This window comes from Streptomyces sp. NPDC045026, from assembly GCF_056432625.1.
Window position 1 is genome coordinate 137,832 of record NZ_JBWKIS010000021.1, and the last position, 15,027, is coordinate 152,858.

A 15,027-nucleotide genomic window follows, 5' to 3' on the forward strand; every position below is an offset into this window, starting at 1 on the left:
GCTCAGCCCTCCTGGTCCGCGGACTCCCAGTCCTTGAGCGCGACGACGTCCTTCAGGAAGCCACGCACACCGAGGAACTGGGAGAGATGCTCGCGGTGCTCGTCGCACGCGAGCCACGTCTTGCGCCGCTCCGGCGTGTGCAGCTTCGGGTTGTTCCAGGCGAGCACCCAGACCGCGTCCACGCGGCAGCCCTTGGCGGAACAGATCGGGTTTTCGTCACTCACAGGTACCGCCCCAAACACTTACGCGCCCAAACAAAGGCGACGCCGAGCAGCCACGGGGGGAGCTGCCCGGCGTCGGTCCGTCGCTCCGACGGGGGATGCGGAGCGCGTACGAAGTATGTCATGGGGGACCGGCCGCCCGGCACCGGAACTACATGATTGATCTGAGCTTTTCTTGAGCTTTGCGCATTGTCGGTGGTCAGCCGCGGTCACCCAAGTGATCACGCCGCTCCTCGTCGTACGCACCGGTGTTGTCCTCCGGAACGGATTCCGCGGGGGCGGTGGCGGCGGGCGATGTGAGCATCGGCCGCATCGGCGCGGTCACGAACGTCGACGGCAGCGAAGGGACGTTCTCCCGGCCCGCGTTGGCGATCACCACGGCGACGTAGGGGAGCAGCAGGCCGAGCACCAGAGCCACGATCGCGACCGGGCGCTCGACATTCCACAGGGCCGCACCGAGGATCACGGCGAGGGTGCGGACCGACATCGAGATGATGTAGCGGCGCTGCCTGCCGCGGACGTCGTCGGCGAGGCTCTGCCTCGCCCCGGTGATCCGGAAGACCTCGCCGCTGCTCTGCTTCCGCATCACATTCCACCGCCTGCCTGCCATGCCGGACTCTCCCCGGTCCGGACTGCCTCCACCGTACGCCCGGCTTTCTCCGCGTTCGAGACCGGGGAGGGCCCGGCCCGTGCGTACTTGCTGCGCCGCACCACGTACGGATGCGCCCGACATGCGCCGTATGGCGGACAAGCCGAGACTGGGCGCAGATGCGCACAGCGCGCCACAGAGGAGGCGACGACATGAGCTGGTTGTGGGCGATCATCGTGGGTCTGGTGCTCGGACTGATCGCGAAGGCGATCCTGCCGGGTAAGCAGCAGATTCCCCTGTGGCTGACCGTGGTCTTCGGGATCATCGGCAGCATCCTGGGCAACTCGGTCGCCACCTGGATCGGCGTCAACGACACCAAGGGCATCGACTGGACCCGTCACCTGCTCCAACTGGCCGGAGCCGTGGTCATCGTGTGGCTCGGAGACATGGCCTGGGTGGCCATGCGAGGCAACAAACAGCGAGCCTGAAACAGCCGGAAGGGCGGCCCCGCACCAGATGCGGAGCCGCCCTTCCGGCTGTGACTTCGGACCAGCGCGCTCAGGCGCCGACGACCTCGACCGCCGCCAGGTTCTTCTTGCCGCGGCGCAGCACGAGCCAGCGGCCGTGCAGCAGTTCGTCCGCGGCCGGCACGGCGTCCTCGGCGGCTACCTTGACGTTGTTCACGTACGCGCCGCCCTCCTTCACCGTGCGCCGGGCGGCCGACTTGCTCGCCACGAGGCCGACCTCGGCGAGCAGATCCACGACCGGGCCGAGCGCGTCGACCTTCGCGTGCGGCAGCTCGGACAGGGCGGCCGCGAGGGTCGCCTCGTCCAGCTCGCCCAGGTCGCCCTGCCCGAACAGCGCCTTGGACGCGGCGATGACGGCGGCGCACTGGTCGGCGCCGTGCACCAGCGTCGTCAGCTCCTCGGCCAGCGCCCGCTGAGCGGCGCGCGCCTGCGGCCGCTCCTCGGTCTGCCGCTCCAGGTCCTCGATCTCCTCAAGGGACTTGAAGCTGAAGATCCGCAGGAACTTGGACACATCGCGGTCGTCGGCGTTCAGCCAGAACTGGTAGAAGGCGTACGGGGTGGTCAGCTCGGGGTCGAGCCAGACCGTGCCGGACTCCGTCTTGCCGAACTTGGTGCCGTCCGCCTTGGTGATCAACGGGGTGGCCAGCGCGTGCACCGACGCCTCCGGCTCGACCCGGTGGATCAGGTCGGTGCCCGCGGTGAGGTTTCCCCACTGGTCGCTGCCGCCGGTCTGCAGCGTGCAGCCGTACCGGCGGTTCAGCTCCATGAAGTCCATGCCCTGGAGGATCTGGTAGCTGAACTCGGTGTAGCTGATGCCCGCGTCGGAGTTGAGCCGTCGGGAGACGGCCTCCTTGGCGATCATCTTGTTGACGCGGAAGTACTTGCCGATGTCCCGCAGGAAGTCGATCGCCGACAGACCCGAGGTCCAGTCCAGGTTGTTGACCATGCGGGCGGCGTACGGGCCCTCGAAGTCGAGGAACCGCTCGATCTGCCCGCGCAGCCGCTCGACCCACAGCGCCACCGTCTCCGGGGCGTTCAGCGTCCGCTCAGCGTTCGGCTTCGGGTCGCCGATCAGGCCGGTGGCCCCGCCGACCAGACCCAGCGGGAGGTTCCCCGCGAGCTGGATCCGGCGCATGGTGAGGATCTGGACCAGGTTGCCGAGGTGGAGACTCGGCGCGGTCGGGTCGAACCCGCAATAGAACGTGAGGGGACCGTCCGCGAACGCCTTGCGCAATGCGTCCTCGTCAGTGGACAGGGCCAGCAGGCCGCGCCACTGAAGTTCGTCGACGATGTCCGTCACGGTTCTCGTATCTCCTTGGATGACATGGATGCTGCCCGACCAGGTTACGGGGTCAGACGCCCTGGCTGACCGAGCTCATGTTGAAGTCCGGCACCCGCAGGGCCGGCATGGCAGCCCTGGTGAACCAGTCGCTCCACTCCCGGGGCAGCGTCTTCTCCGTCCGCCCGGCCTCCACCGCGCGCCCCAGCAGGTCGACGGGCGACTCGTTGAACCGGAAGTTGTTCACCTCGCCCACCACCTCGCCGTCCTCCACGAGGTACACCCCGTCCCGGGTCAGCCCGGTCAGGAGAAGCGTCGCCGGATCGACCTCGCGGATGTACCAGAGGCAGGTCAGGAGCAGCCCGCGCCCGGTGGCCGCGACCATCTCGTCCAGCGAGCGGTCCTCGCCGCCGTCCAGGATGAGGTTGTCGATCGCGGGTGCCACCGGGAGACCGGTGAGGCCCGCGCTGTGCCGCGTCGCCGTCAGACGGGCGAGCTCGCCCTCGCGCACCCAGTCCGTCGCCGTCAGCGGAAGACCGTTGTCGAAGACGGAGGCGCTGTCGCCCGAGGCATGGGCGAGGACGAACGGCGCCGACTCCAGGCCCGGCTCGTTCGGGTCGCTGCGCAGTGTCAGTGGCAGCTCCGTCAGCCGCTCGCCGACGCGCGTGCCGCCGCCGGGCTTGCTGAAGACGGTCCGGCCCTCGACGGCGTCCCGGGCCGCCGCCGACCACATCTGGTAGACCAGCAGATCGGCGACCGCGGTCGGCGGCAGCAGCGTCTCGTAGCGGCCTGCGGGCAGCTCGACGCGGCGGCGCGCCCAGTCGAGGCGCTGTGCCAGCTCGGCGTCGAGCGCGCCCGGGTCGACGTCCTTGAAGTCACGCGTCGAGCGGCCGGCCCACGCGGAACGCGTCCGGTCCGGCGACTTCGCGTTCACCTCCAGCGTCCCGTTCGGCTGGTCGTGCCGCAGGCGCAGGCCCGTCGACGTACCGAGATAGCTGGACACGAGCTCGTGGTTGGCGAAGCCGTACAGCTCACGGCCTCCCGCGTGGGCGCGGGCGAACGACTCGCCCAGGGCGGGCGCGAAGTCCGCGAAGACGGCCGACGAGGTCTCGGCGGGCGCGTCCGTGAAGTCGGGGGAGTGCGGACTTCCGGAGACCAGCGGCCCGGCGTCCTCGGCGGGCGCCGCACCCCGGGCGGCGGCCTCGGCGGCCCGCACCAGTGGTTCGAGGTCGTCCGCGGTCACGGCCGAGCGGGAGACGACTCCGGAGGCCGTGCCCTCCTTGCCGTCGACGGTCGCGATGACGGTGAGGGTGCGCCCGCGCGTCACCCCGTTCGTCGTGAGCGCGTTACCGGCCCAGCGCAGATTGGCGGTGGACGTCTCGTCGGCGATGACCACGCAGCCGTCGGCCGAGGACAGTTCGAGGGCACGCTCGACGATCTCGTGCGGCTTGTTGGTTCGAGGACTCATAGAACTCATCGCCCGGCCTCCTGCGTGGTGTTCAAAATGTTCACGCCCTTGAAGAGGGCGGACGGGCAGCCGTGCGACACCGCCGCGACCTGTCCCGGCTGGGCCTTGCCGCAGTTGAACGCGCCGCCCAGTACGTACGTCTGCGGGCCGCCGACCGCCGCCATCGAACCCCAGAAATCGGTGGTCGTGGCCTGGTACGCGACATCGCGCAGCTGCCCGGCGAGCCGCCCGTTCTCGATGCGGTAGAACCGCTGACCCGTGAACTGGAAGTTGTAGCGCTGCATGTCGATCGACCAGGACCGGTCGCCGACGACGTAGATCCCGCGGTCGACGCCCCCGATCAGATCCTCGGTCGACAGGCCGCCCGGGTCCGGCTGGAGCGACACGTTCGCCATGCGCTGGACGGGCACATGGCCGGGGGAGTCCGCGTAGGCGCAGCCGTTCGACCGGTCGAAGCCCGTCAGCTTCGCGATGCGGCGGTCCAACTGGTAGCCGACGAGCGTCCCGTCCCTGACCAGGTCCCAGGACTGCCCGGCGACGCCCTCGTCGTCGTACCCGATGGTCGCGAGGCCGTGCTCGGCGGTGCGGTCACCCGTCACGTTCATGATCTCGGAGCCGTACCTGAGCTTCCCGAGCTGGTCGAACGTGGCGAAGGACGTGCCCGCGTACGCCGCCTCGTAGCCGAGCGCACGGTCCAGCTCGGTCGCGTGTCCGATCGACTCGTGGATGGTCAGCCACAGGTTGGACGGGTCGACCACGAGGTCGTACAGGCCCGCCTCGACGCTGGGCGCCCGCATCTTCTCGGCGAGCAGCTCCGGGATCTCCGCCAGCTCGCGCTCCCAGTCCCAGCCGGTCCCGGTGAGGTACTCCCAGCCCCGGCCCACCGGCGGCGCAAGCGTCCGCATCGAGTCGAACTCGCCGCTCGACCCGTCCACGGCGACTGCTGTGAGCTGCGGATGCAGCCGCACTCGCTGCTGCGTCGTCACCGTCCCCGCCGTATCGGCGTAGAACTTGTTCTCGTGCACCGTGAGCACCGAGGCGTCCACATGGTCGACGCCGTCCGCGGCGAGCAGCCGCGCACTCCAGTCGGCGAGCAGCCCGGCCTTCTCCTCGTCCGGCACGGAGAACGGATCGATCTCGTACGAGGACACCCACGTCCGGTCCTCGTGCACCGGCTCGGCGGCCAGCTCCACTCTCTCGTCCGAACCCGCGGCCTTGATCACCTGCGCCGACAGCTTCGCCATCGCGACGGCCTGCGACGCCACCTTCGCGGCGGCGTCCATCGTCAGATCGACGCCGGACGCGAAGCCCCACGTGCCGCCGTGCACGACCCGCACCGCGTACCCCAGGTCCGTGGTGTCCGACGAGCCCGCGGGCCGCGCGTCCCGCAGCCGGCGCTCCGCGCTGCGCACCCGCTCCAGGCGGAAGTCCGCGTGGTCGGCGCCGAGGGCCCGCGCGCGGGCCAGCGCGGCATCGGCGAGGGCCCGCAGCGGCAGCGCCGTGAAGGCTTCATCGATCGAATGGGGCACGGATGTTCTCCCTGCTGTCGGAGGCGCTGTCAGGAGTCTTGGTCGCCGGCCGTTTCCGCGTGCGGGCACCGGTCAGCCCCGATCATGTCGCGTCGACGGGCCCCGCGGCCACATTTTTCTGTAGGGATCCGACAGTGACTGTCCGGCGCCACTGTCGGTGACCGATTCTCCGTATCCCATGCGGTACCGATAGGTTTTCGAGGTACCAGACCCGCTATCGAAAGGGTGATCCGTTGAGCCGCTCGGTTCTCGTCACCGGAGGAAACCGGGGCATCGGCCTCGCTATCGCCCGTGCATTCGCCGACTCCGGCGACAAGGTCGCGATCACATACCGCTCGGGCGACGCGGCCGAGCTGGAGAAGGCCGGCTTCCTCGCCGTCAAGTGCGACATCACTGACAGCGAGCAGGTGGAGCAGGCCTACAAGGAGATCGAGGAGAAGCACGGTCCCGTCGAGGTCCTCGTGGCCAACGCCGGCGTCACCAAGGACCAGCTCCTGATGCGCATGTCCGAGGACGACTTCACGTCGGTCCTCGACACCAACCTCACCGGCACCTTCCGGGTCGTGAAGCGTGCCAACCGCGGCATGCTGCGCGCCAAGAAGGGCCGCGTCGTGCTGATCTCCTCCGTGGTCGGCCTCCTCGGCTCCGCGGGACAGGCGAACTACGCCGCGTCGAAGGCTGGTCTGGTCGGGTTCGCGCGCTCCCTCGCCCGTGAGCTCGGGTCGCGCAACCTCACTTTCAACGTCGTCGCGCCCGGTTTCGTCGACACCGACATGACCAAGGCGCTCACCGACGAGCAGCGAGAGGGCATCGTGAAGCAAGTGCCGCTCGGCCGCTACGCGCAGCCCGAGGAGATCGCCGCGACGGTGCGGTTCCTCGCCTCGGACGACGCCTCGTACATCACTGGAGCCGTCATTCCCGTCGACGGCGGATTGGGCATGGGTCACTGATCACCATGAGCGGAATTCTCGAGGGCAAGCGCGTCCTGATCACCGGTGTGCTGATGGAGTCCTCCATCGCCTTCCACGCTGCGAAGCTGGCCCAGGAGCAGGGTGCGGAGATCATCCTCACCGCGTGGCCGCGGCCGACGCTCACCGAGCGCATCGCCAAGAAGCTGCCCCAGCCCGACAAGGTCAAGGTCCTGGAGCTCGACGTCTCGAACGACGAGCACCTCGCGCGCTTGGAGGGCCAGGTCCGTGAGCACCTTGGCGACCGGCTCGACGGCGTCGTGCACTCCATCGGCTTCGCGCCGCAGGACGCGCTCGGCGGCAACTTCCTCAACACGCCGTTCGAGTCCGTGGCCACCGCCATGCACGTCTCCGCCTTCTCCCTGAAGTCACTGACCACCGCGCTGCTGCCGCTGATGACCGAGGGCGGGTCCGTCGTCGGCCTCACCTTCGACGCGCAGTTCGCCTGGCCGCAGTACGACTGGATGGGCCCGGCCAAGGCCGCGCTGGAGGCCACCAGCCGCTACATGGCGCGTGACCTGGGCAAGCAGGACATCCGCTGCAACCTGATCTCGGCGGGTCCGATCGGCTCCATGGCCGCGAAGTCGATCCCCGGCTTCAGCGAGCTCGCCGCCGTCTGGGACAGCCGTTCCCCGCTGGAGTGGAAGCTGGAGGACCCGGAGCCGGCCGGCAAGGGCATCGTCGCCCTCCTGAGCGACTGGTTCCCGAAGACCACCGGCGAGATCATCCACGTCGACGGCGGTCTGCACGCGATCGGCGCCTGATCACCCGTACACCTGTACGTGGCCGACGCCCCGTTTCCCGCACCGCGCGGGAGGCGGGGCGTCACCCGTTCGGCCCACCGGCCGGGCGGGCGCGCGGGGTGGGCGCGCAGGCTGGGAAGGCGTTCGTTCCCCCTCTCCCGTACGGCCGAGGAGGTCCCCCTTGTGCGCCTGTTCCAGCGCGGTGCCCCGGTACTCGCAGCTCTCGTACTCCTCATCGCGGTGCCGTACGACGCCGCTTCCCACCCCGCCCGGACCGCGCCCCACGCGCGCGTGGCCGACGCCGGGGACGACCGCAGGACCGAACCCTTCGGGGCTGACTGCCGGGTGGCTGTCGCCGGTTCGGAGGTGACGGCGTACTGCCACAACCCGTATCCGGCGACCGACGCGGTCAGCCTCCACGTCGAGTGTGAGCGCTGGTGGGACATAGACAGCGACGGCGGACAGGTCCGGGCAGAGGCCGCGGAGACCGTGCGGCTCACCGGCCGGTGCTGGAAAGAGGTCCGCTCGGCCTGGATCAGCCACGCCAAGGTCGACGGCTAGGCGCCGGCAGGTACAGCGGTACAGGGGCCAGGCGCTCCAGGCGCTGGGTTTGTGCTCGGGCTCATTGAGTGGCCGGCCGGCCCGGCAGGCACAGGAACGGGTAGCGCGCCGCCTCCGCCGCGGCGGCCTCCGCGTCGCCCACCCGGATCGCGTCGAGCAGACTCGTGTGGTCCATGTGGTTCTCGGGTGTCAGCTCCTCACCCACGTCCACGCGCAGGACGTCCCGCAGGACCTCGCCGAGGTCCGCGTACATCGCCGTCATGACGTCGTTGTGGGACGCGGCCACGACCGCCAGGTGGAACGTCGCGTCGGCCGCCACGAACGCCTCCGCGTCGCCCGACGCCCAGGCGTCCTCCCGGCGCACCATCAGCGCGTCGAGCTGCTTGAGTTCGCGCTCGGTACGGCGCTGCGCGGCAAGACTCGCGGCGCTGGACTCCAGGGTCGAACGCAGTTCGGCGATGTGCCGGGGGTCGGCGTCGGCGAACCTGCGCTGCATCACGCCCGCCAGCTCGCTGGTCGCGACGACGTAGGTGCCCGAGCCCTGCCGGATGTCGAGCAGGCCGTTGTGGGCGAGCGCGCGCACGGCCTCACGCACCGTGTTGCGAGCGACGCCGAGCTGCTCGACCAGCTCGGGCTCGGTCGGGATGCGGGAGCCCACCGGCCACTCGCCCGACGAGATCTGGGCGCGCAGTTCGGCGATGACCTGCTCGGAGAGAGCCGAACGCCTGGGGGAGGTCAGCGGCATGACGGTCCTTGGTGCGATGTCCGGGGCGAACCGGGGCGGGGGCGGGCAGAAACGGGCGCGGGCGGGGGCCGCGCGAAGTGTGACGCAATCCGATTGGACACCCAATCATCCCATGATTCTAAGATGGGGGCATGGCAAGTGAGGAAACCCCGACGATGACCCAGACCCCGATACGGACCACGAGCGCACCCGAAGCGAAAACAGCCCCCACGCGCGCGTGGGCCGTGCGCCTGATGATGGTGGGCATCGTCCTCGCGGCGCTGAACCTGCGACCCGCCATCACCAGCCTCGGCGCCCTCCTCGAAGAGGTGCGTGACGGGCTCGGCATGAGCGGCAGCGTCGCCGGCCTCCTCACCTCCGTACCGCCGCTCTGTTTCGCGATCTTCGGAGTGATGGCGCCCCGGCTCGCCCGCCGCTTCGGCCCCGGCGCCGTCGTGTGCGCCGGCATGGTCGCGATCGCCGCCGGTCTGGTCATCCGCCCGTTCACCGGCAGCACCGTCGGCTTCCTCGTCGCCAGCGCCCTGGCCCTCATGGGCATCGCGGTCAGCAACGTCCTCATGCCGGTGATCGTCAAGCGCTGGTTCCCCGACCGCGTGGGCTCCATGACCGGCCTCTACTCGATGGCCCTCGCGCTCGGCACCTCCCTCGCGGCGGCCGTGACCGTGCCCATGACGGACGCGCTCGGCGGCAACTGGAAGAGCGGACTCGCCGTCTGGGCGGCGCTCGCCGTGGCCGCCGTCGTGCCGTGGGTCCCGCTCGCACGGGAACGGGGCGCCAAGGGCGGTGCCACCGCGGGCACCCCGCAGAAGGACGACGGTCTGCGCATCACGCGCAGCCGCACCGCCTGGGCGCTCGCGGTCTTCTTCGGCCTCCAGGCCACCGCCGCCTACATCACCATGGGCTGGATGGCGCAGATCTTCCGCGACGCCGGAGTCTCCGCGGGCACCGCGGGCGTGCTGCTCGCCGTCACCATGGCGATGGGCGTACCGCTCGCCTTCGTCATCCCGCGCCTCGCCACGCGCCTGCCCAGCCAGGGCCCCATCGTGATCGCCCTCGGCGTGTGCGGCCTCGCCGGTTACGCGGGCCTCTACTTCGCCCCCTCCGGCGGCGCCTGGGCGTGGGCCGTCCTCCTCGGCATCTCCAACTGCGCCTTCCCGCTCGCCCTGACGATGGTCGGCATGCGGGCGCGGACCGGCACGGGCGTCGCCAAGCTCTCCGCCTTCGCCCAGAGCACCGGCTATCTGATCTCGATCCCGGGACCGCTGCTCGTCGGCGTGCTCTACCAGCACAGCGGCGGCTGGGGTGTCCCGATCGCGCTCATGGCGGCCCTGATGGTGCCGCAGATCGTGGTGGGAATCATCGCCGGCCGCAACCGTACGGTCGAGGACGAGGCCGCCCCCGCTGAGGCCGCCCCCGCCGGGGCGGCCTGACATCGGCCGCGGGCTCACCCTGGCTCCGGGCTCACCCTGGCTCCGGGCCCACCCCGGCTCCGGGAGCCGGGGCAAAGGGTGCGAGACTGACCGCATGTCGCCTGTGCTCGACCCGAACCCCCAGAACGGCCAGAAGAAGCTCCTCATCGTGCTCGGCTCGATGCTGGCCATCACCGTGATCATCGCGGTCATCGCCTCGATCGCCTCACCGTGACCGTCGCCGCCATCGCGGTCGCCGCCTCGCCGTGACAGCGGTCCCCGGCCCGTTCGCGGCCGGGGATGGTGGTGCTGGCACCCCCATCCCCTAGGGGGCCAGTGTCAGGGTCAACTGGGTGGATCACCGGATGGGTTGAGGGCCCGGCCTTCCGTAAATTCGAGATGTGACCGCGAGCACCGCGGACCACGGCACCGTGCATCTCGAGGACACCGGAGGCGTCATGTCGGCCCCTACGCACACCCGGCCCCACCCGGCCCGAGCGGGCGGCGTCGACGTCAGGCTCCCGTGGTGGGCGATCGCTCTGCCCGCGATCACCTTCGCCGTGCTCCTGCTCCTGATACTCAACCCGGCCGACGCGCACGCCGCGACCGGCGACCCGGCGGTCGGCCGGCTCCTCGACCGCATCCAGCAGGCGGTGCTGCACACGGCCCCGTGAGCGGCCCACGAGGCGCGTCACCCGTGCAGGTCGAGCGCGTCAACTCCCTGCGCCCCGTGGCCGGTTTCATGCGAAGCTGGGACCCATGAGCGTCGCAGAACCCCGCAGGATTGTCCTTTTCCGGCATGCGAAAGCGGACTGGCCCCAGGTCTCCGACCACGAGAGGCCGCTCGCCGAGAGGGGCCGAAAAGACGCCCCCGTCGCCGGCCGTAAGCTCGCCGACTCCGGTATCGACCTCGACCTGGCCCTCTGCTCGACCGCCGCGAGGACCCGCGAGACGTGGAAGCTCGCCGTCCACGAGCTGCCCCACCGGCCCAGGACGGTGTACGAGGAGCGGATCTACGATGCCTCGCCCGGTGAGCTCATCGCCGTGCTGAACGAGACCCCGGACAACGTGCGGAACGCGGTGCTGGTCGGCCACAACCCCGGGATCCAGGGGCTCGCCGAGATCCTCTCCGGGGAGGCCGAGGGCGACGCGGGGGAGCGGATGGCCCGGCGCGGCTTCCCGACCTCCGCCTACGCGGTCCTGTCCTTCACCGGTCCCTGGAAGTCCCTCGAGCCGGGCACCGCCACCCTCGTCGACTACTGGGCGCCGTCCGAGTGACCCGCTGACCGGCTGATCGGCGGCCGGACGGTGATACGCCGGCGGGCCCCGGTACCCATAGGTGCCGGGGCCCGCCGGCGTCAGTGATCGTCCGCGTCGACCGGGTCAGTCGTTGTGGATATTGATTGGGTCAGTCGTTGTGGGCATCGACCGGCTCAGTCGTCGTGGGCGTCCGCCGCCTCGACCTCTTCCCGGGTGATGCCGAGGAGGTAGAGGACGGTGTCGAGGAACGGCACGTTCACCGCGGTGTGCGCGGCCTCGCGGACCACGGGCTTCGCGTTGAAGGCGACGCCGAGCCCCGCCGCGTTCAGCATGTCGAGATCGTTGGCGCCGTCGCCGATCGCCACGGTCTGTGCGAGCGGCACCCCGGCCTCCGCGGCGAACCGGCGCAGCAGCCGCGCCTTGCCCGCGCGGTCCACGATCTCGCCGGTGACCCGTCCGGTCAGCTTTCCGTCGACGATCTCCAGGGTGTTGGCTTGGGCGAAGTCGAGCCCGAGCCGGTCCTGCAGATCGTCCGTGACCTGGGTGAACCCGCCCGAGACGACGCCTACTTGATAGCCGAGCCGCTTCAGCGTCCGGATCAGGGTCCGCGCGCCGGGCGTGAGCCGTACTTCGGTGCGGACCTTGTCGACGACCGACGCGTCGAGCCCGGCGAGCAGCGCGACCCGCGCGTGCAGCGACTGCTCGAAGTCCAGCTCGCCCCGCATCGCCGCCGCGGTGACCTCGGCGACCTTGTCCTCGCAGCCGGCGTGGGCCGCGAAGAGCTCGATGACCTCGTCCTGGATGAGCGTTGAGTCGACGTCCATCACGACGAGGCGCTGGGCGCGCCGGTGCAGGCCGGCCGCGACGACGGCGACGTCGACGCCGAGTGCCGCCGACTCCGTCGCGAGCGCGGTGCGCAACGGCTCGGTCTCGGTGCCGGAAACGGCGAACTCGACCGCGGTCACGGGGTACTTCGCGAGCCGGAAGATACGGTCGATGTTGCCGCCGGTGCCGGTGATCCTGGCGGCGATGGCGGCCGTCGTCTCCGCGGTCAGCGGGTGGCCGAGCACGGTGACGAGGGAGCGGCCGAGCCCGCGCGGACGGTTGTCGCCGATGCCCGAGATGATCTCGGCCTGCATCCGCATGGACTCCGCCCAGCTGTGGACGGTGGCCCGCAGATCGCCCTCGAGGCCGGGGGGCGGCTCCGTGACCAGGGCGCACAGCACGATGCGGCCACGGGTGACGACCTGCTCGATGTCGACGACATCGACGGAGTAGGCGGCGAGGGTGTCGAAGAGCCCGGCGGTGATGCCGGGGCGGTCCTTGCCGAATATCTTGACGAGGAGCGTCGGGACGTCGTCCGGAACTGCGACCGGGACGTCAGCGGGGTGGCGGGGCTGCGAAGCACTCATGGTGGTCCCACGTTATCCGGCCCGTGTCACGGGGCGCGGCGGTGGTCCGCGTGGCGGACATGTGCGGCGTGCCCTCCGACCGGCCGGTTCACCCTCCGCGGCCCGTACTCGACTCAGCCGCGCGGGCCCCTCCGGGGTGGGGGCGGCCCTTCTTCCTCCGGCGACGACTGCGATGGCGAGGGTGGCGAGTGCGGCAGTGGTGGTGGGGGAGGCGGGGGCGGCGGTACGGGCCATCGGCCCTTGCCGGACCCGGACCCGGACCCGGACCCGGACCCGGCCCCCGCCCCGGGCCGCCCCCGCGGACGCCGCGGCACCGGTGGCCTGACCGGCCCGACCATCGTCGGCGCACCGGACACATCAACCGGTGAATCGTCCTGTCGATGGCCCGACTGCTCGCCAGACCGCTCGTCCGACTGCTCGCCCGAGCGATCATCCGACTGCTCGCCCGAGCGATCATCCGGCGGCTCGCCCGAGCGATCATCCGGCGGCTTCAGATTCAGATAAGGGTTGGTCCCGTCCGGCGACGCCCGGTACGGAGCGCTCGGCCGGTACGGCCCCGCATCCTCGGGCCGGCCGCGCCGGACCACACCGTTCCCCCATTCCTCCAGCTCCCCCAACACCTGCCGATCCCCCCGATCCCCCCGATCCCCCCGATCCTCCCGTTCCGCACCGCCCAGCACTGCCGCATGCCGCCCCGCCGCACCCGCCCCGTAAGCGAGCAGCGCCCCCACCGCCCCCGCCCCCGCTCCCCAAGCGGCCCCGAGCAGCAGTGCCATGGCGAGATGTCCGTGGAGCTCGATCCCGGCCCCGAACGCGTCGAAGCCGAGCACGGACAGGGATGCGTTCGCCGACACGTCCGTCAGTCGCACGAGCAGCGGCAGGCCGAGCGCCGTGACGACCCCGAGCCGCAGCGCGCACCGCCCGGCGAAGGCGGCAACCCCCATCGGCCGCGACGCCCCGGGCCCGCCGGTCACGGCCGGTGTCCGTACGGCGGTCAGCACGCCCGCGAGCACCATCATCAGAACGGTCGCGAGGGCCAACAGCCATACCCTGCCGTCCAGTTCGGCGAGACGGCTCAGTGTCACAGGCTCGTTCGTGCGCATCCGCAGCAGCTCGTCGACGGGATGAGGAAGGGCCTGCGCGAGCGCGCCCGTCGCCTTGCCGTCCCAGGGAACGAGGAGGCCGAGGGGAATGCCGAGCCACACCCCGTTGGGCGCCCCGAGCAGAGCGGCGCCCGCGATCCGCCCCGGACGGGCGTCGCCGATCATCGCGTACGCCGCCGTCGCGAGCCCGGCGGCAACCGCCACCAGTAACACTGTGACCAGCGACGACACGGCGGGACGGGCCACCCGGTGCACCGCGTCGAGGGCGCGGGGGAGCGGCGCCCGGCGCGACGCGAGCAGGGCGATCAGCAGGACGCCGAACACCCATGCAGCGCCGCCCAGCAGTGAGGCCCCGCTCTCGACGGTGAACCCGACGGTCGCCTTCGCGTCCACGAGGCCGCCGATGTGGTCCGGCAGCAGCCCTCCGAGGTCGAGACCGCCCGGCAGCTTGTCCTTGATGCCGCCCGGCAGATCGCCGTCCGGTATCCGGTCGAGCCCGAGCTTCCCGCCGTCAATCGTGATGAGGTCGTGACCCGCCCAGGCGAGCCCTGCGAGCATCGCCAGGAACAGGGCCGCCAAGCTCCCCGCGCGTGCCGCGAGTTCTGCCGGCGAAACCTCAACTCCCGTCCCACGCAGGGAATGCAGGAAGATCCAGCTGAGCAGCAGGGCGCCCGTCAGGCCCACACCGAGCGGCGCGATATCGATCGCCGTGCGGGCCTGCGCGCCGTCCAGTCCGAAGGCTGAGACGTCTCCCGACGGCGTGACTTTCCCACCCACCCCAAGTGCCACGACCGCGGCCGTCATCGGGCCGAGCGAACCCACGGAATCCGCACCGAGCAGATGGAGGCCGACCGCGGCGACCGCGGCCATCCCGATGAATGCCCAGCTCACGGAGGCGACTGCGGAGAGCAGTACGTCGCTCCAGCACACGCCCTCGCGTCGGCTCCCCCGCACAACGGTCTCCATCAGGGCCCCCGATCCGTACCGCGATGTATCGGATGTCCCATTCGCGCATGATCCGTAGGCACTTGTGGGCGCTTACCACTCTCCGGGGCTGTTTCTGCCGCGTCAACGGGGCGGGCGTACAGGCGCGCAGGCAGTCTTCACAAGGCCCGCCTCAAGGCCCGACTTTCGGTCAGGGGGCTCCGCCTGAAATAGTTCCCCACGATGTTCGACATCCCTAGACTCCCCAAGATGGGGGCTAGCTCGGGGG

Annotated in this window: 16 protein-coding genes; 8 read left to right on the forward strand and 8 right to left on the reverse strand. The window is 70.8% G+C overall.

Going from position 1 to position 15,027, the window contains the following annotated elements:
* Nucleotides 1-2 precede the first annotated feature (2 nt).
* Both AC07EJ_RS33270 and AC07EJ_RS33275 read right to left on the reverse strand, forming a co-directional pair.
* Nucleotides 3-224 (reverse strand): hypothetical protein, encoded by a 222-nt coding sequence (locus AC07EJ_RS33270; RefSeq protein ID WP_389475575.1) that lies wholly within the window; start codon nucleotides 222-224, stop codon nucleotides 3-5.
* A gap of 196 nt (nucleotides 225-420) precedes the next feature.
* On the reverse strand, nucleotides 421-831 hold the full coding sequence (locus tag AC07EJ_RS33275) for a DUF3099 domain-containing protein (RefSeq protein WP_389475577.1): 411 nt from the start codon (nucleotides 829-831) through the stop codon (nucleotides 421-423).
* A 191-nt stretch (nucleotides 832-1,022) separates the two neighbouring features.
* Between AC07EJ_RS33275 and AC07EJ_RS33280 the strand changes: the two genes are divergently transcribed.
* Nucleotides 1,023-1,298, forward strand: a complete 276-nt coding sequence (locus AC07EJ_RS33280; protein ID WP_329574648.1) for a GlsB/YeaQ/YmgE family stress response membrane protein — start codon at nucleotides 1,023-1,025, stop codon at nucleotides 1,296-1,298.
* 70 nt (nucleotides 1,299-1,368) lie between these two features.
* On the opposite strand, the gene tyrS is transcribed toward AC07EJ_RS33280, so the two are convergent.
* From tyrS to AC07EJ_RS33295, 3 genes are read right to left on the reverse strand one after another with little or no spacing between them, the layout of a single operon-like run.
* On the reverse strand, nucleotides 1,369-2,637 hold the full coding sequence (gene tyrS, locus AC07EJ_RS33285; protein WP_389475579.1) for a tyrosine--tRNA ligase: 1,269 nt from the start codon (nucleotides 2,635-2,637) through the stop codon (nucleotides 1,369-1,371).
* A gap of 52 nt (nucleotides 2,638-2,689) precedes the next feature.
* Nucleotides 2,690-4,084 (reverse strand): metallopeptidase TldD-related protein, encoded by a 1,395-nt coding sequence (locus tag AC07EJ_RS33290; protein ID WP_389475581.1) that lies wholly within the window; start codon nucleotides 4,082-4,084, stop codon nucleotides 2,690-2,692.
* Nucleotides 4,085-4,089: 5 nt separating this feature from the next.
* Nucleotides 4,090-5,613, reverse strand: coding sequence for a TldD/PmbA family protein (locus tag AC07EJ_RS33295; protein ID WP_389475583.1), 1,524 nt, complete (start codon nucleotides 5,611-5,613; stop codon nucleotides 4,090-4,092).
* 233 nt (nucleotides 5,614-5,846) lie between these two features.
* Between AC07EJ_RS33295 and fabG the strand changes: the two genes are divergently transcribed.
* The 3 genes from fabG (at nucleotide 5,847) to AC07EJ_RS33310 (ending at nucleotide 7,885) form a co-directional block, all read left to right on the forward strand.
* The gene (gene fabG / locus AC07EJ_RS33300) at nucleotides 5,847-6,563 is read left to right on the forward strand and encodes a 3-oxoacyl-[acyl-carrier-protein] reductase (RefSeq protein WP_362908126.1); all 717 of its coding nucleotides are present in this window, start codon (nucleotides 5,847-5,849) and stop codon (nucleotides 6,561-6,563) included.
* 5 nt (nucleotides 6,564-6,568) lie between these two features.
* A complete protein-coding gene (gene fabI / locus AC07EJ_RS33305) occupies nucleotides 6,569-7,345 on the forward strand; it encodes an enoyl-ACP reductase FabI (RefSeq protein ID WP_389475586.1) in 777 nt (258 codons plus the stop codon).
* 162 nt (nucleotides 7,346-7,507) lie between these two features.
* Nucleotides 7,508-7,885, forward strand: coding sequence for a hypothetical protein (locus AC07EJ_RS33310; protein ID WP_393585765.1), 378 nt, complete (start codon nucleotides 7,508-7,510; stop codon nucleotides 7,883-7,885).
* A gap of 61 nt (nucleotides 7,886-7,946) precedes the next feature.
* On the opposite strand, the gene AC07EJ_RS33315 is transcribed toward AC07EJ_RS33310, so the two are convergent.
* Nucleotides 7,947-8,630, reverse strand: a complete 684-nt coding sequence (locus AC07EJ_RS33315) for a FadR/GntR family transcriptional regulator (RefSeq protein WP_393585764.1) — start codon at nucleotides 8,628-8,630, stop codon at nucleotides 7,947-7,949.
* Between the two features lie 131 nt (nucleotides 8,631-8,761).
* On the opposite strand from AC07EJ_RS33315, the gene AC07EJ_RS33320 reads away from it, so the two are divergent.
* The 4 genes from AC07EJ_RS33320 to AC07EJ_RS33335 all read left to right on the forward strand — a co-directional run bounded on the left by AC07EJ_RS33320 (nucleotide 8,762) and on the right by AC07EJ_RS33335 (nucleotide 11,317).
* On the forward strand, nucleotides 8,762-10,060 hold the full coding sequence (locus AC07EJ_RS33320; RefSeq protein ID WP_389475592.1) for a CynX/NimT family MFS transporter: 1,299 nt from the start codon (nucleotides 8,762-8,764) through the stop codon (nucleotides 10,058-10,060).
* Nucleotides 10,061-10,154: 94 nt separating this feature from the next.
* A complete protein-coding gene (locus AC07EJ_RS33325; protein ID WP_264484672.1) occupies nucleotides 10,155-10,274 on the forward strand; it encodes an SGM_5486 family transporter-associated protein in 120 nt (39 codons plus the stop codon).
* Between the two features lie 223 nt (nucleotides 10,275-10,497).
* A complete protein-coding gene (locus tag AC07EJ_RS33330) occupies nucleotides 10,498-10,713 on the forward strand; it encodes a hypothetical protein (RefSeq protein ID WP_389475666.1) in 216 nt (71 codons plus the stop codon).
* A gap of 85 nt (nucleotides 10,714-10,798) precedes the next feature.
* Complete coding sequence (locus AC07EJ_RS33335) at nucleotides 10,799-11,317, forward strand: SixA phosphatase family protein (protein ID WP_389475594.1); 519 nt, start codon at nucleotides 10,799-10,801, stop codon at nucleotides 11,315-11,317.
* 155 nt (nucleotides 11,318-11,472) lie between these two features.
* Here the strand turns inward: AC07EJ_RS33335 and serB are convergent, their stop codons facing one another.
* Together serB and AC07EJ_RS33345 are read right to left on the reverse strand one after the other, a co-directional pair.
* A complete protein-coding gene (gene serB / locus AC07EJ_RS33340) occupies nucleotides 11,473-12,711 on the reverse strand; it encodes a phosphoserine phosphatase SerB (protein ID WP_389475596.1) in 1,239 nt (412 codons plus the stop codon).
* Between the two features lie 113 nt (nucleotides 12,712-12,824).
* Nucleotides 12,825-14,780, reverse strand: coding sequence for a streptophobe family protein (locus AC07EJ_RS33345; RefSeq protein WP_478885655.1), 1,956 nt, complete (start codon nucleotides 14,778-14,780; stop codon nucleotides 12,825-12,827).
* Nucleotides 14,781-15,027: the final 247 nt, after the last annotated feature.

Bases quoted from the DNA above. Each gene is read 5' to 3' on its own strand.
- AC07EJ_RS33275 (WP_389475577.1), bottom strand. From the start codon at position 831: ATGGCAGGCAGGCGGTGGAATGTGATGCGGAAGCAGAGCAGCGGCGAG.
- AC07EJ_RS33335 (WP_389475594.1), top strand. From the start codon at position 10,799: ATGAGCGTCGCAGAACCCCGCAGGATTGTCCTTTTCCGGCATGCGAAA.
- AC07EJ_RS33290 (WP_389475581.1), bottom strand. From the start codon at position 4,084: ATGAGTCCTCGAACCAACAAGCCGCACGAGATCGTCGAGCGTGCCCTC.
- serB (WP_389475596.1), bottom strand. From the start codon at position 12,711: ATGAGTGCTTCGCAGCCCCGCCACCCCGCTGACGTCCCGGTCGCAGTT.
- AC07EJ_RS33280 (WP_329574648.1), top strand. From the start codon at position 1,023: ATGAGCTGGTTGTGGGCGATCATCGTGGGTCTGGTGCTCGGACTGATC.
- AC07EJ_RS33345 (WP_478885655.1), bottom strand. From the start codon at position 14,780: ATGGAGACCGTTGTGCGGGGGAGCCGACGCGAGGGCGTGTGCTGGAGC.
- fabI (WP_389475586.1), top strand. From the start codon at position 6,569: ATGAGCGGAATTCTCGAGGGCAAGCGCGTCCTGATCACCGGTGTGCTG.
- AC07EJ_RS33315 (WP_393585764.1), bottom strand. From the start codon at position 8,630: ATGCCGCTGACCTCCCCCAGGCGTTCGGCTCTCTCCGAGCAGGTCATC.
- AC07EJ_RS33330 (WP_389475666.1), top strand. From the start codon at position 10,498: ATGTCGGCCCCTACGCACACCCGGCCCCACCCGGCCCGAGCGGGCGGC.
- AC07EJ_RS33325 (WP_264484672.1), top strand. From the start codon at position 10,155: ATGTCGCCTGTGCTCGACCCGAACCCCCAGAACGGCCAGAAGAAGCTC.
- AC07EJ_RS33320 (WP_389475592.1), top strand. From the start codon at position 8,762: ATGGCAAGTGAGGAAACCCCGACGATGACCCAGACCCCGATACGGACC.